At 74.2% G+C, this 21,436-nt stretch carries 18 protein-coding genes, 1 tRNA gene and 2 pseudogenes; 15 read left to right on the top strand and 6 right to left on the bottom strand.

The annotated features are described in order from the left end of the window. On the top strand, positions 1-623 hold a 623-nt coding region (locus ACSNOD_RS13855), incomplete at its 5' end, for a hypothetical protein (protein ID WP_436767198.1). Positions 624-906: 283 nt separating this feature from the next. Here ACSNOD_RS13855 and ACSNOD_RS13850 read toward each other — a convergent pair. Then, the gene (locus tag ACSNOD_RS13850; protein WP_436767197.1) at positions 907-1,881 is read right to left on the bottom strand and encodes a DUF5926 family protein; all 975 of its coding nucleotides are present in this window, start codon (positions 1,879-1,881) and stop codon (positions 907-909) included. 156 nt (positions 1,882-2,037) lie between these two features. Continuing rightward, positions 2,038-2,448 (bottom strand): ATP-binding protein, encoded by a 411-nt coding sequence (locus ACSNOD_RS13845; protein WP_436767196.1) that lies wholly within the window; start codon positions 2,446-2,448, stop codon positions 2,038-2,040. Between the two features lie 64 nt (positions 2,449-2,512). Between ACSNOD_RS13845 and ACSNOD_RS13840 the strand changes: the two genes are divergently transcribed. Further along, positions 2,513-2,638, top strand: a complete 126-nt coding sequence (locus ACSNOD_RS13840; protein WP_436767195.1) for a hypothetical protein — start codon at positions 2,513-2,515, stop codon at positions 2,636-2,638. A 111-nt stretch (positions 2,639-2,749) separates the two neighbouring features. Here the strand turns inward: ACSNOD_RS13840 and ACSNOD_RS13835 are convergent, their stop codons facing one another. Further along, on the bottom strand, positions 2,750-3,619 hold the full coding sequence (locus ACSNOD_RS13835; protein WP_436767194.1) for a glycerophosphodiester phosphodiesterase: 870 nt from the start codon (positions 3,617-3,619) through the stop codon (positions 2,750-2,752). Positions 3,620-4,156: 537 nt separating this feature from the next. Here ACSNOD_RS13835 and ACSNOD_RS13830 point away from each other — a divergent pair. Next, positions 4,157-5,785, top strand: a complete 1,629-nt coding sequence (locus tag ACSNOD_RS13830; RefSeq protein ID WP_436767200.1) for a S1C family serine protease — start codon at positions 4,157-4,159, stop codon at positions 5,783-5,785. Positions 5,786-5,825: 40 nt separating this feature from the next. Then, positions 5,826-5,912 (top strand) — tRNA-Ser (locus ACSNOD_RS13825). A gap of 101 nt (positions 5,913-6,013) precedes the next feature. Here the strand turns inward: ACSNOD_RS13825 and ACSNOD_RS13820 are convergent. Then, positions 6,014-7,195 carry a 3-hydroxybenzoate 6-monooxygenase gene (locus tag ACSNOD_RS13820; protein WP_436767193.1) on the bottom strand — a complete coding sequence of 394 codons (1,182 nt, stop codon included), beginning with the start codon at positions 7,193-7,195 and terminating at the stop codon, positions 6,014-6,016. Between the two features lie 69 nt (positions 7,196-7,264). Then, positions 7,265-7,960: an SDR family oxidoreductase gene (locus ACSNOD_RS13815; RefSeq protein WP_436767192.1), complete on the bottom strand. Its 696-nt coding sequence runs from the start codon at positions 7,958-7,960 to the stop codon at positions 7,265-7,267. A 363-nt stretch (positions 7,961-8,323) separates the two neighbouring features. Between ACSNOD_RS13815 and ACSNOD_RS13810 the strand changes: the two genes are divergently transcribed. From ACSNOD_RS13810 to ACSNOD_RS13760, 11 genes and pseudogenes are all read left to right on the top strand, one after another. Further along, on the top strand, positions 8,324-8,878 hold the full coding sequence (locus ACSNOD_RS13810; protein WP_436767191.1) for an AtaL-like protein: 555 nt from the start codon (positions 8,324-8,326) through the stop codon (positions 8,876-8,878). Further along, entirely contained in the window at positions 8,875-10,563 is a 1,689-nt protein-coding gene (locus ACSNOD_RS13805; protein ID WP_436767190.1) for an FAD-binding oxidoreductase, read from the top strand. Before ACSNOD_RS13810 ends, ACSNOD_RS13805 begins: the two co-directional genes overlap by 4 nt. Further along, positions 10,560-12,035, top strand: a complete 1,476-nt coding sequence (locus tag ACSNOD_RS13800) for an MFS transporter (protein WP_436767189.1) — start codon at positions 10,560-10,562, stop codon at positions 12,033-12,035. The genes ACSNOD_RS13805 and ACSNOD_RS13800 overlap by 4 nt, the downstream gene beginning before the upstream one ends. A 13-nt stretch (positions 12,036-12,048) precedes the next feature. Beyond that, positions 12,049-12,810, top strand: a complete 762-nt coding sequence (locus ACSNOD_RS13795) for an SDR family NAD(P)-dependent oxidoreductase (RefSeq protein WP_436767188.1) — start codon at positions 12,049-12,051, stop codon at positions 12,808-12,810. 242 nt (positions 12,811-13,052) lie between these two features. Next, complete coding sequence (locus tag ACSNOD_RS13790; RefSeq protein ID WP_436767187.1) at positions 13,053-13,370, top strand: hypothetical protein; 318 nt, start codon at positions 13,053-13,055, stop codon at positions 13,368-13,370. A gap of 279 nt (positions 13,371-13,649) precedes the next feature. Beyond that, positions 13,650-14,510 (top strand): annotated as a pseudogene (locus ACSNOD_RS13785) (bifunctional MaoC family dehydratase N-terminal/OB-fold nucleic acid binding domain-containing protein); the annotation flags it as partial. After that, on the top strand, positions 14,490-15,047 hold the full coding sequence (locus tag ACSNOD_RS13780) for a MaoC/PaaZ C-terminal domain-containing protein (protein ID WP_436767199.1): 558 nt from the start codon (positions 14,490-14,492) through the stop codon (positions 15,045-15,047). The pseudogene ACSNOD_RS13785 and the gene ACSNOD_RS13780, both read left to right, overlap by 21 nt. Further along, positions 15,044-16,321, top strand: coding sequence for a lipid-transfer protein (locus ACSNOD_RS13775; protein WP_436767186.1), 1,278 nt, complete (start codon positions 15,044-15,046; stop codon positions 16,319-16,321). Before ACSNOD_RS13780 ends, ACSNOD_RS13775 begins: the two co-directional genes overlap by 4 nt. Positions 16,322-16,522: 201 nt before the next feature. Further along, entirely contained in the window at positions 16,523-17,371 is an 849-nt protein-coding gene (locus ACSNOD_RS13770; protein WP_436767185.1) for a DUF1906 domain-containing protein, read from the top strand. A 214-nt stretch (positions 17,372-17,585) separates the two neighbouring features. Further along, on the top strand, positions 17,586-18,116 hold the full coding sequence (locus ACSNOD_RS13765; protein WP_436767184.1) for a SigE family RNA polymerase sigma factor: 531 nt from the start codon (positions 17,586-17,588) through the stop codon (positions 18,114-18,116). Positions 18,117-18,355: 239 nt separating this feature from the next. Further along, a complete protein-coding gene (locus tag ACSNOD_RS13760) occupies positions 18,356-20,005 on the top strand; it encodes a long-chain fatty acid--CoA ligase (RefSeq protein WP_436767183.1) in 1,650 nt (549 codons plus the stop codon). 160 nt (positions 20,006-20,165) lie between these two features. On the opposite strand, the pseudogene ACSNOD_RS13755 reads toward ACSNOD_RS13760, so the two are convergent. Continuing rightward, positions 20,166-21,436: pseudogene (locus tag ACSNOD_RS13755) on the bottom strand (PAS domain S-box protein); the annotation flags it as partial.

Below are 21,436 nucleotides of genomic sequence, written 5' to 3'. Positions count from 1 at the left end.
CCCCCGGGCACCGCGCGGTGCCCGCGGAGGACGCCGCCCCCGGGGGCCCGCCCGGCCGCCCCCTCGGTACGGGTGCCGGCGCGCCGTGGAGCACGAGCACCGGTCTCACGGGCCTCGGGCTGCCGTGGGGCGCGGAAGCGGACCCCGCCGCGGACGCGCGGGCCACCGCCGACGGGTCCGACGGGCTCGACGGGGCCGTCCCGGCCGATGGCCGAAATTCGCTGTACCGCTTCGGCCTTTCGGGGGCCGTGGCCGAGTGCGGGCCCGAATTGTCCTCACCCGAAGGGGTGGAGGCACAGACCTGTGTGATGACCGAGGGGCGGGACACCTGGGCCCGCACGTACTACCGGAACGCCACCGGCGAGCCGCTCGTCGCCGCCCTGACACTGATGCGGCCGGACGGGCGGACCGTCCAGGTGCACTGCCCCATGGCGGCCAAGGACGATCCGGGGGCGTGCGAGACGCCCCGCGCCCCCCGAGCACCTCGTGCGCCGGGCGGTACGGCGGCGCACCACCCCCCGTACGGCCCCAGGGGCACGGCCCCCACGGCGGTGGCGGAGATCGCTTCCGCGGACTGGGAGAGGCTGCTGCTGCGCTCCGGGAGCTACGCGGACCGGCCCTGACGAGGGGCGACGGCAGGCGGCGACGGGCGGGGCCGGAGAGAGTCATCGGGCCCGACAAGATCCGGAACAATTGATTCCGATCGGGTGCCGCCCGGAATCCGGACATGGCAACGCCCGGTCGCTGGCGACGGGGGATGCACCAGCGACCGGGCTTTTAGAACCGTAACAAGAGATCGGCCGTTCGCAAATTCGATCGTGGATTTCCGGACGACGATTTACCGTACGCCCGGGGGGAGTTGTGACAGGAGTCACCCCTCTGGGCGCTTGCGTCCGGCCGCCCGGTTCAGCTCAGGGTCACCTGGCGGTTGGTGAGGCCGCCCCGGGCCCGGCGCTCGTCGGCGGTCAGCGGGGCGTTCGACGCCAGGCTCTCCGCGAGCCGCTCCGCGAAGGCCGCGGCGGGCTTCTCCACCTCGTCGGCGCCCATCCCGACCGGCAGGTCCCAGACCGGCACGACCAGCCCGTGGGCGCGGAAGGAGCCCACCAGCCGGGTGCCCTCGCCGAGCGCGGCGGCGCCGGCGCAGTGCAGCCGGGCGAGCGCGTCCAGCAGCTCCTCCTCCGGGTGCGGCATCACCCAGCGCAGATGGTTGCGCTCCGGGGTGTGGCACCAGTAGGCCGCCTCGACCCCGGACAGCCGGGCGGTGGGGATCGCCGCCGCGTTCGCCCGTTCGAGGGAGGCGGTGACCTCCGGCGTCGCGTGCTCCAGGTTCTCCACCCAGAACTCGAAGCCGTCGTGCACGACCGGGGTGAACGGCGCCCGCGGGTCGATGAGGTCCTGGAGCCGGGTCTCCTCCGCCGGCATCCGCTCGGCGGCCACGGGGGTGCCGGGGGCGGCCTTCAGGGCCCGGCCGAGCACATCGGCGAGATCGCGGCTGATGTCACCGGAGGGGGTGTCGTTCTGGAGGCCGAGCAGCACGGCGCCGTTGTCGCGGCGCAGCGCGGGCCAGGCCATCGGCAGGACGGTGGCGAGGGTGACCGAGGGCACGCCCTCCGGCAGGCCGTCCCTGAGCCGCAGCTCGGCGGTGGCGGCGGGCACCAGTTCGCGCAGCGCCACCCAGTCGCACTCGCCGGGCAGCCCCTCGAACGGGCGGCGCACCAGTTCGGTGACGGCGTGGGCGGCGGCCCGGCCGTGACAGGCCTTGTAGCGGCGGCCCGAGCGGCAGGGGCAGGGCTCACGGGCGCCGACCACCGGGATCTTGTCGTCGGAGCCCCGCGCGGCGGACGGCGTGGCGGCCTTGGACTGGATGCGCTTCTTGGCCATGGCGTGGGTCTCTCCCGAGTGCGCGGTCGGCGGTACGTCCTTGGCCGCCGAGCCTAGCCCTTCCCCGTGCGGGGGAGCGCCGTACGCCACCGGTGCCGCCGGCGGCCGGGAGCGGGCCGTACGCGGCGCTTTCCGCGGGCCGTGCGTACGCCGTGCCTACCGCAGGCCGTCGAAGGGGGCGGCGAAGCCGATGCCCGGGACGCCCACGCGCGTAGACAACTCGTCGTGGGGGCGCCCCGCACCTATGACGGCCCAGACGGTGACCTCCCCGCCGGAGGTGTCCCGCACGCCCCAGTCGTCCGCCAGGGCGGTGATGATGTTGAGGCCCCGGCCGCCGCGCGCCGTCACGGACGGAGTGGCCGGAAGTGGTCGGGTCGGGCCGCCGCCGTCGGTGACTTCCACCATCAGCCGGCCGCGCTCGTCCATGCGCCAGGCGGCGCGCACATCGCCGTCCTCGCCCTCGTCCTCGGCCGAGCGGAGCGGGCGGCCGTGCCGGCACGCGTTGCTCAACAGCTCGGACAGGACCAACACCGCGTCGTCGACGACCGTCTCCGGCACACCGCTCATGCGCAGACCCTCACGCATCCGGCGTCTTGCCGCGCCGACGCCCGCTGGACCATGGGGTACGGCCATGATCGACGACGTCGGCACCTCCTGTGCCACCACCAACGCCACCCCCGAGACCTCCTTTGCCCCACGCCAGGGGATGGATGCCCCAATGGACTGGACCGGAAACCGGCCAATCGCCTTCCGGTGAGGCACTCACGCCGGTCGTACCCGGACCGAACGCGCCGGTGCACACCCTGTGCGAGGCGGCCGGGCACGGTTCGGACGGGGGTCAGGGGCGGGGTCAGGGGCGGGGCGGTCGTCAGGTGCGGCCGAGCTGGGCGAGCACCTTCTTGGGGCGGTTGGTGATCACCGCGTCCACGCCGAGCCGGGCACAGAGTTCGACATCGGCCGGAGAGTCCACCGTCCAGACGTGGACGGCGTGCCCCGCGCGGTGCGCACGTTCGACGTACTCGGGGTGGGCGCGCAGGATGCGGATGCTCGGCCCGGCGATCCGCACGCCGACCGGAAGCCGACCGTCGCGGTGGCGCGGCGAGAGGAACTGCATCAGATGGACGGTCGGCAGGGTCGGTGCCGCGAGCCGCACCCGGTGCAGGGAGCGCGCCGAGAAGCTCATGACCCGTACGGGCGCGGGCCCGTCCGCCGGCGGCTCGTGCAGGTTGAAGCGGCGCAGCAGGTGGAGGAGGCGCTCCTCGACCTGGCCGGCCCAGCGCGTGGGGTGCTTGGTCTCGACGGCGAGCTCCACCGGGCGCCCGGCGTCCACCACCAGTTCGAGCAGCCGCTCCAGGGTCAGGACGGACCGGCGCTCGCTGCGGCTGACCGAGATCTCCGTCGCGGGGCTCGGCCCCTCTTCGAGGTCGGGCGACTCCTGGGGGTCCTTCCAGTGCTTCCAGGACCCGAAGTCGAGCGCGGCGAGGTCCGCCAGTTCGAGCGAGGAGACCGCTCCCCGGCCGTTGGACGTCCGGTTGACCCTGCGGTCGTGCACGCAGACGAGATGGCCGTCGGCGGTGAGCCGCACATCGCACTCGAGGGCGTCGGCGCCGTCCTCGATGGCCTTGCGGTAGGCGGCCAGGGTGTGTTCCGGCGCGTCCTCGGACGCGCCGCGGTGCGCCACGACGGCGATCCGGTTCGCTGCCGGGCGAAAGCTCTGGTCCGGGCGTGCGTACGTCACCGCGTTATGGTGCCATCGGCCGTCCGTGGGCCGCGCCCGCGGTGCGGATGTGTGAGGCTGCGGATGCGTCCGATTCGTCCGGGATAAAGAATGGCGGCCCCTGGGGGCGCCCCCTCTTACGGTGGTCTGACGCCGTGTGGGAAAGGCTGGTCGCAGCCCCATGCGACCGTGGGCCGAGGTGTCGGCCCACGACCCGAGACCGTCGTGCACCTGATGAGGGAGAGAGCTGTGAGCACCGAGAACGAGGGCGCCGCCGTCCCGCCTGTGGCGGAGCCGACGACGCCCGAGGCGCGGGGGCAGGAGCCCGCGTCGACGTCCGGCGCGCCGAGCACAGACTCCGCGGCCCGTGCGGAGTCCGCGCGGGACGTCCCGCCGGCGCCGCCCGTGCGGGCCGATTCGGGCACGCCGAACGCGCCGCATGCCGCGGACGCCGCGAACGCTTCGAACGCTCCGGCCGGGACGTCGGCCGCGGGCGCTTCGGCCGGGGCCGGGGAGGGGCGGCCGCGCGAGGACGCGGACTACGCCCTGGCCGAGCCGATGGCCGCGACCGGCGCCGCCGCTCCCGCGACCGGCGCTGGGGCACCCGTGGCGGCGCCCGCGCCGCCTGTCGCGCCCCCGCACACGCCTGAGCGCGCTGCCGAGCCCGCCACCGCCTCGGGGGCCGGAACCGGAACCGGGGCCGACTGGCACCACCCGCCCCAGGAGCAGCCGCAGACCCAGACACAGGCGCAGCCGCATCCGCACCCGCAGGCGGCGGCACACGGCCAGGAGACCCCGTACGGCCAGGAGACCCCGTACGGCCGGGAGACCCCGTACGGCCCGCAGCCCCCGTACGGCTCGGCGGGCGCACCCGCGCCGGGCGGCGGCTTCGGAGCCCCCGGAACCCACGGAGCCCCGGGAAGCCACGGAACCCACGGAGCCCCGGGAGCCGCGCACGGCGTGCCGGGCGTGCCCGGCGTCCCGCCCGCGCCCGGCGGCCCCGGCGCCCCGGGCACGCCGTGGGGCGCCGCGTACCCGCCCCCGCCCGGCCACGGCGGCCCGCGCAAGCGCTCCGGCGGCCTGATCGCGGCCGTTCTGGTCGCGGCCCTGGTCGCGGGCGGCATCGGCGGCGGCGTCGGTTTCTGGGCCGCCGAGCGCAACCAGCCCGACGGCTCCACCACGGTCTCCACCTCCGGCGACCCCGAGGTCCTCAACCGGTCGCCCAAGTCCGTCGCGGGAATAGCGCAGCGCGCGCTGCCCAGCGTCGTCACGATCGAGGCGCGCGGCGGCCAGGGGGCCGCGGCGGGCGGCGGCACCGGCACCGGCTTCGTCTACGACAAAGAGGGGCACATCCTCACCAACAACCACGTGGTGGCCTCCGCCGCCGAGGCCGGCGGCAAGCTGACCGCGACGTTCTCCAACGGCAAGAAGTACGACGCCGAGGTCGTGGGCCGGGCCCAGGGCTACGACGTGGCCGTGATCAAGCTCAAGAACGCCGCCGACGCCAAGCTGGCGCCGCTGCCGCTGGGCGACTCCGACAAGAAGGTCGCGGTGGGCGACGCGACGATCGCCATCGGCGCGCCCTTCGGCCTGGCGGGCACGGTCACCACCGGCATCATCAGCGCCAAGAACCGCCCGGTGGCCTCCAGCGACGGCGGCGGCTCCAACGCGTCGTACATGAGCGCCCTCCAGACGGACGCCTCGATAAACCCGGGGAACTCCGGCGGCCCGCTGCTGAACGCCGAGGGCGCCGTGATCGGCATCAACTCCGCCATCCAGTCCACGGGCGGCGGCGGCTTCGGCGAGGCGCGGCAGTCCGGCAGCATCGGGCTGGGCTTCGCCATCCCCATCAACCAGGCGAAGCGGGTGGCCGAGAACCTGATCAGGACCGGGCAGCCGATCTACCCGGTGATCGGGGTCCAGGTGAACATGGCCGACCGCGGCGAGGGTGCCCGGATCTCCGACACCGGCCAGGCGATCACTTCCGGCGGCCCGGCGGACAAGGCGGGGCTGAAGCCCGGCGATGTGATCAAGAAGCTGGACGACACGGTGATCGACAGCGGACCGACCCTGATCAGCGAGATCTGGACCCACAAGCCCGGCGATCAGATCACCCTCACCTACGAGCGGGGTGGCAAGGAGGCGACCGCCAAGCTGACCCTGGACGCGCGCGAGGGCGACAAGTGACCCGCTAGGCTGACCCCTGTGCCGCCCACCGGCGGCACGGGGAGGGTTGCCCGAGCGGCCTAAGGGAACGGTCTTGAAAACCGTCGTGGCAGCGATGTCACCGTGGGTTCAAATCCCACACCCTCCGCGCAGCGGCACAGCCGGATCGAAGAAGAGGACGCCACCACGGGTGGCGTCCTCTTGTCGTTCGCCCCGCGTGGCCGCGTCCGTGGCCCCGGCCCCCCGGGCTCACCCGCTCGCGCCGATGCGCGCGCCGTGCAGCCAGGCCACCTTGTCGAAGAGCTCCCGCGGCGAGAGGGAGGAGAGCATCGCGTCGCGGGCCGCGGCGCGGGGGCCCGTCGGGTGGTAGACCTGGCGGCCCATCTCGCGGGCCAGCCGCTGGGTCCGCGCGGTCCGTTCGCGCCGCTCGGCGCTGTACTTCTCCAGCCGCTGGGCGAAGTCCTCCGGCGGGGCGTCGAGCAGCTGCCCGACCCGTACCGCGTCCTCCAGCGCCATGCACGCCCCCTGGGCCGCGTACTGGAGCATCGGGTGCGCGGCGTCGCCGAGGAGGGCGACCCGGCCGTCCGTCCACCGCTCGACCGGCTCGCGGTCGCACAGCATCCACGCCTTCCACTCCCGCCCCAGCTCCAGCAGCCGGCGCGGGGTGGCGGCGAGGGACGGGAACGCGTCGAGGACCTCGGCCCGTTCGACGGGCCTGCCGATCACCACCTCGCGCCCCCCGTCGTCCCGGGTCGCGGCGAGGTTGAGGAACGCGCCGGCCCCGACGGGGTAGTGGACGAAGTGCCACCGGGGGCCGGCCCACAGGGTGACGGTGTTCCACCGCAGCTCCCCCGGCACCCGCTCCATGGGCACGACCGAGCGGTAGACCGTGTGCCCGGAGACGCACGGGTCGCCGTCCCCGACGAGCCGGCGGCGGACGACCGAGCGGATGCCGTCCGCGGCGATCAGCGCGTCACCGGCGAACCGGGACCCGTCCTCGGTGACGACCGTGACCCGGCGGGCGTCCTGTTCGTACGCGACGACGGTGCGGCCGCCGCGCAGGGCGACGGCCCCCAGCGCCCGGCAGCCGTCCAGCAGCGCCTGGTAGAGATCGCCTCGGGCCAGCACGGCGTACGGGTTGCCGAACCGCTCGCGGTACTCACCGGTCAGCGGCATGGCGGCGATCCGCCGGCCCGTCGCGCCGTCCATCAGCCACAGCTCGTCGATGTGCACGGCGCGCTCGCGCACCGCGTCACCGACGCCGAGGCAGTCCAGGGCGTGGAAGGCGTTGGGGCCGAGCTGGATGCCGGCCCCGAGCTCCCGGAAGGTCTCGCGGCGCTCGAGGATCGTCACCTCGTGCCCCCGGCGAGCGGTGCCGAGGGCCGCGGCGAGGCCGCCGATGCCGCCACCCGCGATGAGAATCTTCGCCATGGTCGGATTCGCTACTCTCTCGCCACTGAGGCGCCTTGGGGACAGGGGACGCGGTCCGCCGGGGCACCGTCAGGCCGCCGCCACCTTCCGGTCCAGGACGAAGTCGTGGCCGACGACGTAGTTCGACTCGTCGGAGGCGAGCCAGACCACGGTCTCGGCGATGTCCTCCACGCTGGCGCCGCGCCCCAGCGGGCACGGGCTGATCGCGTTGATCCGGATGCCCTTCTCGATGTACTCGCGGGCCGCCGTCTGGGTCAGCGCGCTGACGGCGGCCTTGGAGGCGGCGTACGCGCCCATCCCCGGCAGCATGCCCTGGACGCCGATATTGCTGGCGGTGTTGACGATGACCCCGCCGCCCTGCGCCTCCATGCACGCGATCTCGTGCTTCATCGAGAGCCAGACTCCGGTCAGATTGGCCGCCAGCGTCTCGCCCCAGACGTTCTCGCAGATCTCCGCCACCGGCTGGGTGGGGCCGAGCTCGGTGACGTTGTTGAAGGCGACGTCCAGCGAGCCGTGCCGCCGCACGGTCTCGGCGATCAGGTGTTCGGCGTCCCGCCCGCCGGCCACCGACACATCGGCCACGGCCGATACGGCGATTCCGCCGCGCTCACGGATCAGCTCCACGGTGCTGTCGAGGGTCTCGCGGTGCCGGCCGGCGACCACGACCGTGCCACCCTGCCGGGCGAAGGCGAGAGCCGCGGCCCGGCCGATGCCCTCACCGCCGCCGATGATCAAAACAACCTTACCGTCAAATCGTTCGGACATCGAGCTTCTCCTGGTTTTCCCGGCGGAATGACTGGAAGTCCTTCTCGGCCTGACGAACCATTCATGAAGCACCCACGATGTGGCCGAACCCGAGCGCCGGTCAACGACTTGCTCGGACTCCGTCAGGTGTTTCCCTTTTTCTTTGCCGGCCGTTTCCTCCCAGGGTCCTCCCAGGGTCCGGGAGCGACTTGGGTGTTGGTGGATTGTCGCTGGAGTCCCCCTCGGGCGGGGCGGCCGGATCTGACGGATTGCGCGGCGGGGAAAAGCGCCGGGGTGCGCGCCGGGTGACACTCCTCGGGTCGATACGGCGCCGTACCGGGGAGAATGATGATTACGCTTTCCTGGACCCGTCCGGTGAACGACGTGAGCGAGGAGGGCGGCCACCGGCCCGGCGAGGGGGGTGCCCACCGGCCCGCTGTCACGCGCGACCAGCTGTGGAAGGCCCTGCTGGACAAGGCGGGACACCCGGTCGGCTATGTGCCGGCCATCACCGAGTGCCGGATCGTGGAGCGCCGCGCCGATCGATTTCTGCGCGAGGCGCGCCGCGGGGAATGGACGATTCGGCAGTGGGTCACGTTCGACGAGGCGCGGGGGCGGATCACCTTCCGGCACGCGGACAGCACCGATCTCGCGGAAATGCGCAATGAGATCGGCGAGGACGAGCACGGGCGGCTGACCCTCACCCTGAGCCTGACGCTGACCGAGGCGGCCTCGGCCGCCGTATTCTCCCGCGACCGGCGACTGGCGGAACTCGACGCCGATTTCTCCGGAACGCTGGAGGCCATGACGGTGGTGCTGCGCGAGGCGGCCATCGGGCATTTCCCCGCCGGTGGCGGGACGGAGAGCCCCGTGGAAAGCGGGCCCGGGCGTTCCGCGGAAAACGAATCCGTGTACTCCCCGGAATTGCGCGCGTCATGACCGACTATTCGCGCAGGCGGTTTCTGATGCGTACGGCCATGAGCGGCTCGGCCGCGGCGGCGCTGGCCGTGACGGGTGGTGCCGGAGGGGCCGGCGGGACGGCCGCGGCCGCGACCCCGCCGCCCACCTCGCCCGTGATCCCGCCCGTCGCCCCGACCGTCACCGCGCCCGCGATCCCGTCCGCCACGGTCACCGTCACCCCCGCCGACCGGCGCTACCCCGACCTCGTCTGGGGCACCAACCGCCGCTGGGTCGGCACCCCCGACCGCGTGCACCTTGTCTCCTCGGCCGACGAGGTCGTGGCCGCGGTCCAGGAGGCCGTGGACACCGGCCGCGGCCTGGCCGTGCGCAGCGGCGGCCACTGCTACGAGGACTTCGTCACCCACGACGGCGTCCGCGTGGTGATCGACGTGTCCGGCATGGATCGGATCGCGTACGACCCGGCGCGCCGGGCCTTCGCCGTCGAGCCGGGCGCCCGGCTCGGCCCCCTCTACAGCACGCTCTACAAGCGCTGGGGCGTCACCGTGCCGGCCGGCACCTGCCCGTCGGTCGGGGTGGGCGGCCATGTCGTCGGCGGCGGCTACGGCGCGCTCTCCCGGCTGCACGGCCTCGTCGTCGACCATCTGTACGGCGTCGAGCTCGTGGTGGTGGACCGGCGCGGCACCGCCCGGAAGGTCGTCGCCACCCGCGAGCCCGACGACCCGAACCGCGAGCTGTGGTGGGCCCACACGGGCGCCGGCGGGGGCAACTTCGGCGTGATCACCAAGTACTGGCTGCGCTCCCCGGGCGCCACCGGCGGCGACCCCGCCGGGCTGCTGCCCAGGCCGCCCGCGGAACTGCTGATCTCCACCGTCACCTGGCCGTGGGAGGGGATGACGGAGGCGTCGTTCACCCGGCTGCTCGGGAACTACGGCCGCTGGTGCGAGCGCAACAGCGGCCCCGACTCCCCGTACGCGAGCCTGTTCAGCCAGCTGAAGCCGACCCACCGCTCGGCCGGCGCGTTCTCCATGACCACCCAGCTGGACGCGGGCGCGCCGGGCGCCGACCGGCTGCTGGACGACTTCCTGGCGGCGGTCGGCGAGGGCGTACGGGTGCCGTACCGCGTCGACGACCGGCGCACGCTGCCGTGGCTGCACGCCACCACCCACTGGCCCGGCTTCACCGCGCCCGACACCTCGACCCGCTTCAAGGCGAAGTCGGCGTACATGCGCCGGGGTTTTCCTCGGGCGCAGCTGACGGCGTTCCACCGGCATCTGACGCGGTCGGACTTTACCGGGCCCGCGTCGCTGGTGATGATCTCCGCCTACGGCGGCCGGATCAACACCGTGGCGCCCGGTGCCACGGCCGTGCCCCAGCGGGACTCGGTGCTCAAGCTGCACTACATCAGCTTCTGGCAGCACGCCGCCGACGACGCCCGCCACCTGGCCTGGATGCGCGAGTTCTACGAGGACGTGTACGCGGCCACCGGGGGTGTGCCCGTGCCGGGTGACGCGGTCACCGACGGCTGCTTCGTCAACTACGCGGACGCCGACCTCAACTCCCCGCGGTTCAACCGGTCCGGCGTGCCCTGGCACGAGCTGTACTACAAGGACGGCTATCGGCGGCTCCAGGCGGTCAAGGCCCGGTGGGACCCACGGAACGTGTTCCGGCACGGCCAGTCGATCGCCCTGCCGACCTCCTCGTGAGGCGCCGCGCCTCCGCCCGTACGGACGTCACGGGTGCCTCCGCCCGTACGGGCACGTGCCCACCGCACCGGCCGCGTGCCGCCTTCGCGCTGCTCGCCGCCGTACAGATCACGTTGATCCTCGCGATCACCATGCTGTCGCCCGCCCTGCCGGCCGTGCAGCGGGAGTTCGCGCTGTCCGGTGCCGCGCTGACCCTGGTCAGCGCCGCCTACGGGCTGTCGTTCAGCGGGCTGCTGCTGCTCGGCGGGCGGCTGGCCGACGTCGTCGGTCGGCGCCGGCTGCTGACCGTCGGGGTCGCCCTGTTCGGTGTCGCCTCCGCCGTTGCCGCCCTGGCGCCCGGTGGGGCCGTCCTGCTGGCCGGGCGGTTCGCCCAGGGCGCCGGGGCCGCGCTGGCCGCCCCGTCCGCCATGGCGCTGGCCGGCTCGCTCCACCGGGACGCGCGGGCCCACGCGCGGGCCATGGCGGTCTGGGGCGGGCTGGCCGGGGTCGGGGCGACCGCCGGCATGCTCGTCTCGGGTGCCGTGACCACCTGGACCTCCTGGCGCTGGGCGTTCGCCGTCCCCGTCGCCGTCTCCACCCTGGTCGTGGCCCTCGCCCCGCGGCTGCTGCCGGCCGGGCCCGCCCCGGTCCGGGCGCGGCTGGACCTGCCCGGCGCGGCCCTGGTCACGGCCGGCCTGACGGCCCTCGGCCAGGGGCTGGTGACGGCCGGCGAGCGGCCATGGCGGGAGCCGGCGGTGTGGGCGCCGCTGCTGGCCGGCGCGCTGCTCCTGACCGGCTTCGCCCTGGTGGAGCTGAGGTCGGCGAACCCGCTGCTGCCGCCTGCCTTTCTGGCCTCCGGGCAGCGGATCGTCGCCCTGGGGGCCGTGGCGCTCGGCTCGGCCGGCATGTCCACGATCTTCTTTCTGCTCTCGCTCCACTTCCAGCAGGTCCGGGGCGCCTCGCCGCTGCTCGCCTCGGCGGCCTTTCTGCCGTTCTGCGCGGTGCAGTTGGCCACAGGACTGTGCGTCGGGCGGATCGTGGGCCGCTTCGGCCACCGCCGGGTGATGGTGACAGGACTGCTGATCGCCGCGGCGGGGCTGTGGCTCATCGGGCGGCTGGGACCGGAGAGCTCCTACGCGGGGACGCTGCTGGCCGGCCTGGTGTTCTTCCCCTTCGGCATCGGCTGCGTCTTCTCGGGCGCCACCGTGGCGGCGCTGGACGGGGTGCGGGAACGGCAGGCGGGACTGGCGGCGGGCGTGGTGAACACGGCGCTGGAGGTGGGTCCGACCGTGGGTCTGGCCGTACTGGTGTCGCTGGCCTCGGCGCGCACCACCGCGCTGCGCGGCGACGGCGTGGCCGACCGCGCCGCCACGACCGGCGGTCAGGGGTTCGCGCTGACCGTCGCCGCCGCCGTGTTCGCCGCCGCGGCCCTGGCCGTGGCCGTCGCGTCGCGCCCCCCGGCGCGTGCCGCTTCCCGTTCTGTCGTGAGGTAAGGACATTCCTGCGATGAATCAAGAGTTCAGCGGAAAGGTCGCGCTGGTCACCGGCGGGGGCGGCAGCATCGGCCGCACCACCGCGCTGAGCCTGGCCCGCGAGGGGGCGACCGTGGTGGTGGCGGGCACCTCCCCCGGGCCCCTGGAGGAGACCGTACGGCTCGTCCGGGAGGCCGGTGGCGAGTGCTCCGCCGTCGTCGCCGACGTCACCCGCCCCACCGACGCCGCCCGCATGGTGGCGACGGCCGTGGAGCGCCACGGCGGCCTCCACATCGCGTTCAACGGCGCCGGGATCGTCGGCAGGCCGGCCCCCACCGCGGAGATCGAGGACGAGGTGTGGGCGGAGGTCTTCGCCGTCAACACCACGGGCGTCTGGCTGTCGATGAAGTACGAGATCGAGCACATGCGCCGGCACGGTGGCGGTGCGATCGTCAACTGCGCGTCCAACATCGGCGCCCACGGCCGCCGCCCCGGCATGTCCGCCTATGCCGCCGCCAAGGGCGCGGTCAGCATCCTCACCCGCAACGCGGCCCGCGAGTACATCGCCGAGGGCGTCCGGATCAACGCGATCAGCCCCGGCGCCACGGACACCCCGATGTCGTACCGCGCGGGGGAGAGCCGGGCCGACCGCGACGCCCGGCTGCGGGCGGCGGTGCCGGCCGGGCGGGCGGCGGAGACGAGGGAGATCGCCGACGCGGTGCTGTGGCTGGCCTCGGAGAAGTCGTCCTTCGTGGTCGGCCACGACCTGGTCGTGGACGGCGGCGCCACGGCCTGAACCGGGCCCGCGGGTCGAACGGGCGCGCGCCGGCTTTTGCCCCCCGGGGCGACGGTCGGTGGAAACGCGCGATACGGGTGTGTTTAAAGGATGTTGGTCATACGTGCGGGGGAATCGGGGCGAGGGTGGCGGTTCGCCGGGGATTCGGTGGGCAAATCTGCAGTCGCGACGTCGAACCACTCGCCGAGGCGGTCGGCCAACTGCCCGGCGGAATCCCGTACTTCCCCTTCCTGGAGGAATACATGGCAAGCATCCGTACGGCCCGCACTCTCGCCGTTGCCGCCTCGCTCCCTCTCGCCGCCGCGCTCTTCACGGGTGTGGCGCAGGCCGACGTCGGCGCTGTCGCGGACAACGGCTCGAACTCGAGCGTGGCCGGTATCGAGGGCAGCGGCGTCGGCGGTGACAACCACGGCAACTCCACCACCTCGCAGCAGGTCGCGACGGGTTCCGGCGCCTCCAACCAGAGCAACATCGCGAGCCTGGACGGCGACGGGCACGGCCACACCACCGTCGGTCAGGACAACGAGCACGTGACCCTGAAGCTCGTCGACCTCTGGTGAGCCGGGGCCCCTGCGAGGGCCGCGCCATGAGGGACAGGTGAGAAGGTCGCGTGACGGCGCGGGGGGCGCCGTCGCGCGGCCTTTCCTCATGACCGGGCCGGCCGGGTTGACCGCTCCCGGTAGCTGACGGATAGTCAGCTCTCGGTTCCTGTCGAGGGAGGTGGTCACGCCGTGACGGACGAGGCGACCCTGACCGATGCGATCGGTGGCGGTGGCGGTGGCGGTGGCAGTGGCGGTGGCGCGGCGACGGGGAAAGGGGCGCCGGCCGCGGCGGAGGCGCTGTACGCGCGGTTGCGGGCCTACGAGGGCCGCCGGGCGGTCACGGCGCGCCGGGGCCGCGACCCGGTCAATGAGCCCATGATCCGCCACTGGTGCGAGGCGATGGGCGACACCAATCCCGCGTATCCCGCGATCGCCCCGCCCACGATGCTCCAGGCGTGGACGCTCGGCGGGCTGGCCGGCCACCCCGACCGGCGCCCGGGCCACGGCGGCCCCGGCCCCTTCGACGAGCTCCTCGCCCTGCTCGACGCCGCCGGCTGCACCGCGGTCGTCGCCACCGACTGCGAGCAGGAGTACGCGCGGCCCCTGCGCCCCGGGGACCGGATCACTTTCGACGAGGTGATCGAGACGGTCTCGCCCAGGAAGACCACCCGGCTCGGCAGCGGGCACTTCGTGACCACCCGCATGGAGGTCAGGGTCGAGGGGGAGCTCGCCGGGACGCAGCGGTTCCGCATCCTGAAGTACGCGCCCGCCGGGTCCCCCGCGCCCGCCGCGCCGCCGCCCTCCGACCGCCGCCCCCCGCGTCCCCGCCCGGTCGTCAACCGGGACAACGCCGGCTTCTGGGGCGGCGTCGCCCGCGGCCAGCTCCTCCTCCAGCGCTGCGCGGAGTGCCGCACGCTCCGCTTCCCCTGGCTCCCCGGCTGCCGGACCTGCGGCTCCCCCGAGTGGACGGCCGTCGAGTCCGCCGGCACCGGAACGGTGTACTCCCATGTCGTGGTGCACCATCCGCCGCTGCCCGCGTTCGACCCGCCGTACGCCGTCGCCCTGGTCGAACTCGCCGAGGGCGTACGGATGCTCGGCCATGTCACCGGGGTGCCACCCGACGCCGTACGCATTGGGATGCCCGTACGGCTGGACTTCCCGCCGACCGGCGACCGCGCCCCCGGGCCGGCGGAGGGCGACGCCCCAGGCGTCCCGGACGCCCCAGCCCCGGGCGCCCCCGGCACCCCGTGCGCCTCGGCCGAACCGCCGCTTCCGGTGTTCCGCCCGGCCGGCGCGGACCGGCTGCCTCCGCTCACCGTCCCCGTGACCCGGACTCTGATCGTCGCCGGCGCCATCGCCTCCCGGGACTACCAGGACGTCCACCACGACGTGACGGCCGCCCGCGCCCAGGGCGCGCCTGACATCTTCATGAACATCCTGACCACCCAGGGCCTGGTCGGCCGCTATGTCACCGACCACTTCGGCCCGCGCGCCCGGCTGCGGCGGGCCGCGATCCGGCTGGGCGTGCCGAACTACCCCGGCGACACCATGGTGTTGACCGGGACGGTCGTCACCGACACGGCAGATCAGGGGACGGGCAGGCGCCGGATCGAGGTGCGGGTGACCGGCGACAACGCCCTCGGCCGCCATGTGACCGGCACCGTCGCCCTCGACGTCCCGGAGGAGAGCGCATGAGCGTCCGCCGGCGGGACGCCCTCGGCGGCCGGGCGGCCGTCGTCGGCATCGGGGCCACCGAGTTCTCCAAGAACTCCGGCCGCAGCGAGCTGCGGCTCGCCGCGGAGGCGGTGCGGGCGGCGCTCGACGACGCGGGCCTGACCCCGGCCGACGTCGACGGCCTGGTCACCTTCACCATGGACACCACCCCCGAGATCACCCTCGCCCAGGCCACCGGGATGGGCGAGCTCTCCTTCTTCTCCCGCGTCCACTACGGGGGCGGCGCCGCCTGTGCCACCGTCCAGCAGGCGGCCCTCGCCGTCGCCGCGGGCGTCGCCGAGGTCGTGGTCTGCTACCGCGCCTTCAACGAGCGCTCCGGCCGCCGGTTCGGCGCGGGCCTCGGCACGCGTTCCGGTACGCGTACGGGTTCGGGTTCCGGTACGAGTGCGGGCTCGGGCGCGGGCTCCGGTACGGGCGCCCGCGCCGCCGTGGTCGCCGCTCCCGCCGCCGAGCCGTCCGCGGAGGAAGTCGCGCTCGGCTGGGCCCTGCCCTTCGGGCTGACGACCCCCGCCTCCTGGGCCGCGATGGCCGCCCGCCGCTATCTCCACACCCACGGCCTCACCCCCGAGGTGTTCGGGCACGTCGCGGTCGCCGCCCGGCGGTACGCCGCCACCAACCCCGCCGCCTACTTCCACGGCCGGCCGATCACGCTCGCCGACCACGCCGCCTCCCGCTGGATCGCCGAACCGCTGCGGCTCCTGGACTGCTGCCAGGAGACCGACGGCGGCCAGGCGCTCGTAGTCACCTCGGTCGAGCGGGCCCGTACGCTGCGCCGGCCGCCCGCCGTGATCGTCGCGGCGGCCCAGGGCTCCGCCCCCGGCCAGGAGCAGATGACCAGCTTCTACCGCGACGGCCTGGCCGGCCTGCCCGAGACGGGCGTGGTGGCCCGGCAGCTCTGGCGCGCCTCCGGCCTGACGCCCGCCGGGATCGACGTGGGCATCGTCTACGACCACTTCACCCCCTATGTGCTGATGCAGCTGGAGGAGTTCGGCTTCTGCGGGCGCGGTGAGGCCGGCGACTTCGTGGCCTCCGGCGCGCTGCCCCTCAACACCCACGGCGGCCAGCTCGGGGAGGCGTATCTGCACGGGATGAACGGGGTGGCGGAGGCGGTGCGGCAGGTGCGCGGCACCGCGGTGAACCAGTGCCCGGGGGCGGCTCGGGTGCTGGTGACGGCGGGCGCGGGCGTGCCGACGTCCGGCCTGATCCTGGGCCGGGACGGCACGGACACGGGCTGACCCGGGCCGGGACGGCCCGGCCGGCACAGGCCGCACGGACGGCATGGACGGCATGGACGGCACGGAAACCGCCTGATCCCGCCGCCATTCTCCGCCCGCGTGCCGGCGCCCCGCGCGCCGTGTGGTGCGGATGGCTGACATCCGTACCGGCTCATGCGTGTCGCCCCGCCCGGCCCGCGCGGCCACCGTTGACTTCGCACCATGGACCGACCGAATAAGAAGATCATTCAATATGCGGTCGCGGCGGCGACGGCCCTGGCGGCGCTGGCCGGCGGTCTGCTCGCCGGGCCCCTTGCCGCCACCGCCGACGACGGCGGCCACGGCGACGCCCGGGTCTTCACCGGCTGGGGCTTCGACACCTGCCACGCCCCCTCCCTCGACACCCTGGAGGCGTGGCAGGAGTCCCCGTACCGCGCCGTCGGCGTCTACATCGGCGGCAGGGCCCGCGCCTGCCCCGACCAGCCCCACCTCGACGAGGAGTGGGTGCGCGCGGCGGACGACATGGGCTGGGGCGTCCTCCCGATCTACGTCGGCTCGCAGTCCCCCTGCGTGATCGCCGAGCACAAGAAGAACGCCGTCATGGGCGGGCGGCCGTGGGACGAGGGCACGGAGGAGGGCCGGGACGCCGTGGAGCGCGCCCGGGAGCTGGGCCTGGCCCCCGACAGCCCCCTCTATCTCGACATGGAGGCCTACGACCACCGGAACGCGGACTGCGCCGACACCACCCTGACCTTCGTCAGGGCCTGGAACGCCGAGGTCCGCCGGCACGGCTATCTGCCCGGCTTCTACAGCAGCTCCGGCTCCGGCGTGCAGCACATGGCCCAGGCCCGGCAGCAGGGCGCCGAGGACCTCCCCGAGGTGATGTGGTTCGCCCGCTGGGACACGGAGCCCGACGTATACGGCGAGTCGGTCCTGCCCGGGGACGCCTGGCACCCGCACCGCAGGATTCACCAGTACGCCGGGAACGTCACCGAGTCCCACGGCGGGCGGAGCATCACCATCGACCGCAACCGCGTGGACGCCCCGGTCGCCGTCGTCGCCGACCCCTGAGCCGACCCCAAGCCGGGCACTGGGCCGATCCCGAGCCGGCCCCCGGACAGACGCCCGGGGGCAGACCTCCGACCCGGCCGCCACCCTGACCGAGGTGGAGGGCCGCTCCTTCCCGAGGAGGTGGGGCCAGTACGACGACTACAACCTGAGGGGTACCCCGCTTCGGCACCTGCGGGCGATCCCCGACCATCCCCGCGCTCCTAGCGTTGAGGGCATGACCATGCCTGTCTGCGCCAGCGCGTCCACCGCTGTGTTCCCGTCGTTCTCCTCGTACGTACGGGCCCGGCAGCCGGTCCTGCTGCGTACGGCCCGCTCGCTCACCGCGAACCCCTGCGACGCCGAGGACCTGTTGCAGACCGCGCTGACCAAGACGTTCCTGGCGTGGGAGCGGATCGAGGACAAGCGGGCGCTCGACGGCTATGTGCGGCGCGCCCTGGTGAACACGCGGACCTCGCAGTGGCGCAAGCGCAAGGTCGACGAGTACGCCTGCGACGAGCTGCCCGAGCGCGAGACGGCGCCGGCGCCCGACCCGGCGGAGCGGGAAGTGCTGCGCGACGCGATGTGGCGCGCGGTGCTCCGGCTCCCCGACCGGCAGCGGGCCATGGTCGTCCTCCGCTACTACGAGGACCTCAGCGAGGCCCAGACCGCCGAGGTGCTCGGGGTCTCGGTGGGCACGGTCAAGAGCGCCGTCTCGCGGGCGCTGTCCAAGCTCCGGGACGACCCGGAGCTGATCCCGGTGGCCTGAGCGGACCGTACGTGGCCGTACGTGGCCGTACGGCCGTACGTGGCCGAGCGGGCCGAGTGGGCCTGAGCGGACCGGGCGGGCCGAACGACCCGAGTGGGCCGAGCGGTCAAGCGGCGACCTGCACGAACAGTGTGGTGAAACCGTGTGCCCGGGGGTAGTGACGCGGGCCCCGCGCGGATCGGAGAATCAGCGGAACACTGCCGCTGCGCAACCGTAAACCGCGCTCCCAGGAGGACCCGGTGCTGAGCACAATGCAGGACGTTCCACTGACCGTGAGCCGCATCCTGCGGCATGGATCGACAGTGCACAGCCGGTCGTCCGTCATCAACTGGACCGCCGAGGGGAGCCCCGAGCGCGTCACCTTCGCCGAGGTGGGGGCGCGGGCCGCACGGCTCGCGCACGCCCTGCGCGACGAGCTCGCCGTCGTCGACGACCAGCGGGTGGCGACCCTCTGCTGGAACAACAGCCGCCACATGGAGGCGTACCTGGCCGTGCCCGCGATGGGCGCGGTGCTGCACACCCTCAATCTGCGGCTCCCCGCCGAGCAGCTGGTCTGGATCGTCAACCACGCCGCCGACCGCGTGATCATCGTCGACGGCAGCCTGCTGCCTCTGCTCGCGCCGCTGCTCCCGCGGCTCGAACCGGTCGAGCACATCGTCGTCGCCGGGCCCGGCGACCGCACCCTCCTCGACGGCTGCCGGCCCCGTGTCCACGACTACGAGGAGCTCATCGCCGGCCGCCCCGACGCCTACGACTGGCCGGACGTCGACGAGCGCCGCGCCGCCGCCCTCTGCTACACCTCCGGCACCACCGGCGAGCCCAAGGGCGTCGTCTACAGCCACCGCTCCATCTATCTGCACTCCCTCCAGGTCAACAGCGCCGAGGCGTTCGCGCTGCGCGCCGCGGACACCGTGCTGCCCGTGGTGCCGATGTTCCACGTCAACGCCTGGGGCCTGCCGCACGCCGCCTTCATGGCCGGCTCCTCGATCCTGATGCCCGACCGCTTCCTCCAGCCCGGCCCGCTCGCCGAGATGATCGAGACCGAGCGGCCCACGGTCGCCGCCGCGGTGCCCACCATCTGGCAGGGGCTGCTGGGCGAACTCGACGCCAAGCCGCGCGATGTGAGTTGCCTGCGGAACGTCGTCATCGGCGGCTCGGCCTGCCCGCCCGCCCTGATGCGCGGCTTCGAGGAGCGGCACGGCGTGCGCGTGGTGCACGCCTGGGGCATGACCGAGACCTCGCCCCTCGGCACGGTCTCCCACCCGCCGGCCGGCGTCGACGAGGACACCGCCTGGACCTACCGCGGCACCCAGGGCCGCTTCCCGGCCTCCGTCGAGGCCCGGCTGATCGGCCCCGGCGGCGACGTGCTGCCCTGGGACGGCCGGTCGGCCGGCGAGCTGGAGGTCCGCGGGCCCTGGATCGCCGGCGCGTACTACGGCGGCGCCGCGGGCGAGGCCTTCCGCCCCGAGGACAAGTTCAGCGAGGACGGCTGGCTGCGCACCGGCGACGTCGGCACGATCACGCCCGACGGCTATCTCACCCTGACCGACCGCGCGAAGGACGTCATCAAGTCCGGCGGTGAGTGGATCTCCTCGGTTCACCTGGAGAACGTGCTCATGGGCCACCCGGACGTGGTGGAGGCGGCGGTCGTCGCCGTCCCGGACGCCAAGTGGGGCGAGCGGCCCCTCGCCACGGTGGTCCTCCGCGAGGGCGCCGCCACGGACTACGCGGCCCTCAAGGCGTATCTCGCCGACCGCGTGGAGCGCTGGCAGCTCCCCGAGCGCTGGGCCACGGTCGCCGCGGTGCCCAAGACGAGCGTCGGCAAGTTCGACAAGAAGGTGCTCAGGAAGCAGTACGCGGACGGGGAGCTGGACGTCACCGAGATCTGACGCCGCCGGGTGAGCCGGCTCCCCGCGCTCCGCCCGCTCGCCTGTCTGCCCGTCTAGCACGCCCGCCCGTGACGTCCGAGGACGGTCACGGGCGGGCGGAGGCGTCTCAGTGGGCCGAGCGCCCTCGGCGGGCCGGCGCCTGCAGCGCTCTCCAGGCGCCTCAGTTGGTGCCGATCTTGGCCAGGAGGTCCACGATGCGGCCCTGGACCTCGCTGCTCGTGGAGCGCTCCGCGAGGAACAGAACGGTCTCGCCGGAGGTCAGCCGCGGCAGTTCTCCCGGGTCGATGTCGGCCGAGGTGTAGACGACCAGCGGGGTGCGGCTCAACAGGCCGTTGGAGCGGAGCCAGTCCACGATGCCGGAGCGCCGGCGCCGCACCTGCATCAGGTCCATCACCACGAGGTTGGGCCGGGTCGACGCGGCGAGCGTCACCGCGTCCGCGTCGGTGGCCGCGTGGGCCACCTGCATGCCGCGCCGCTCCAGCGTCGCGGTCAGCGCGCCCGCGATGGCGTCGTTGGACTCGATGAGCAGAACGCGCGGCGGGTGCACCTCACTGTCACGCGGCGCCAGCGCCTTCAGCAGTACTGCGGGATCGGCCCCGTACGCCGCCTCGCGCGTCGCCTGTCCGAGCCCGGCCGTCACCAGTACGGGCACCTCGGCCGCGACGGCCGCCGTACGGAGCGACTGGAGCGCCGTACGGGTGATCGGACCGGTCAGCGGGTCGACGAACAGCGCGGCGGGATAGGCCGCGATCTGCGCGTCGACCTCCTCACGGGAGTTCACGATCACCGGGCGGTAGCCGCGGTCGCTCAGCGCCTGCTGGGTGGAGACGTCCGGGGCGGGCCAGACGAGCAGCCGGCGCGGGTTGTCCAGCGGCTCCGGCGGCAGTTCGTCGTCCAGGGGCGGCGGCGTCTGCGAGTCGGTGACGTCGACGGCGCCGTTCGGGCCGTCCAGCGGCTCCGGCCCCTCCGCGCCCTCGTCCGGCGCTCCTATGGCGTACGCGCGGCCCTCGGGCAGGTCGAGCAGCCGCGGCTGGGCGGGCGGCTGCGGGCGCGCCGGTGCCCCGCCCGCGGGGATGCCGGCCGGCGGGGTCCGGTCGGCCTCCGTGGGGTTGGCCAGCTTGCGACGGCGGCCGGAACCGGCCTGCGGCGCGGGCGCGCCGGCCGTCCCGTGCGGCGGGGTGTGCGCGCCCTGCGGGCCGGGGCCCGGGGCGGGCGCCGGGGCCGCCGGCTGCTGCGGCGGGACCGGTGGGACCGGCGGAGCAGCCGGGCCCTGACCGGCCATCTGCTGACCGGTCGGCTGCGGGGCGCCCGGCTGCGGGGCGTACGAGCGGCCCTGGCCGAGCGTGCGGACCCGGATGGGCCGCCCCTGGGACGCGTCGGCGCCCTGAGGAGCCGGCGGGGCCTGATGTGTCTGGGGAGTCTGGGGGGTGT

The organism is Streptomyces sp. URMC 123 (assembly GCF_051386515.1).
In the GTDB taxonomy this organism is placed as follows: domain Bacteria; phylum Actinomycetota; class Actinomycetes; order Streptomycetales; family Streptomycetaceae; genus Streptomyces.
Note: the sequence above shows the minus strand (reverse complement) of the source record. Positions and strands in the feature narration are given on the sequence as shown.

Coding starts and splice junctions, on each gene's coding strand:
- ACSNOD_RS13850 (WP_436767197.1), bottom strand. CDS start 1,881: ATGGCCAAGAAGCGCATCCAGTCCAAGGCCGCCACGCCGTCCGCCGCG.
- ACSNOD_RS13845 (WP_436767196.1), bottom strand. CDS start 2,448: ATGAGCGGTGTGCCGGAGACGGTCGTCGACGACGCGGTGTTGGTCCTG.
- ACSNOD_RS13840 (WP_436767195.1), top strand. CDS start 2,513: ATGATCGACGACGTCGGCACCTCCTGTGCCACCACCAACGCCACCCCC.
- ACSNOD_RS13830 (WP_436767200.1), top strand. CDS start 4,157: ATGGCCGCGACCGGCGCCGCCGCTCCCGCGACCGGCGCTGGGGCACCC.
- ACSNOD_RS13820 (WP_436767193.1), bottom strand. CDS start 7,195: ATGGCGAAGATTCTCATCGCGGGTGGCGGCATCGGCGGCCTCGCCGCG.
- ACSNOD_RS13815 (WP_436767192.1), bottom strand. CDS start 7,960: ATGTCCGAACGATTTGACGGTAAGGTTGTTTTGATCATCGGCGGCGGT.
- ACSNOD_RS13805 (WP_436767190.1), top strand. CDS start 8,875: ATGACCGACTATTCGCGCAGGCGGTTTCTGATGCGTACGGCCATGAGC.
- ACSNOD_RS13795 (WP_436767188.1), top strand. CDS start 12,049: ATGAATCAAGAGTTCAGCGGAAAGGTCGCGCTGGTCACCGGCGGGGGC.
- ACSNOD_RS13790 (WP_436767187.1), top strand. CDS start 13,053: ATGGCAAGCATCCGTACGGCCCGCACTCTCGCCGTTGCCGCCTCGCTC.
- ACSNOD_RS13780 (WP_436767199.1), top strand. CDS start 14,490: ATGCCCGTACGGCTGGACTTCCCGCCGACCGGCGACCGCGCCCCCGGG.
- ACSNOD_RS13775 (WP_436767186.1), top strand. CDS start 15,044: ATGAGCGTCCGCCGGCGGGACGCCCTCGGCGGCCGGGCGGCCGTCGTC.
- ACSNOD_RS13770 (WP_436767185.1), top strand. CDS start 16,523: ATGGACCGACCGAATAAGAAGATCATTCAATATGCGGTCGCGGCGGCG.
- ACSNOD_RS13765 (WP_436767184.1), top strand. CDS start 17,586: ATGACCATGCCTGTCTGCGCCAGCGCGTCCACCGCTGTGTTCCCGTCG.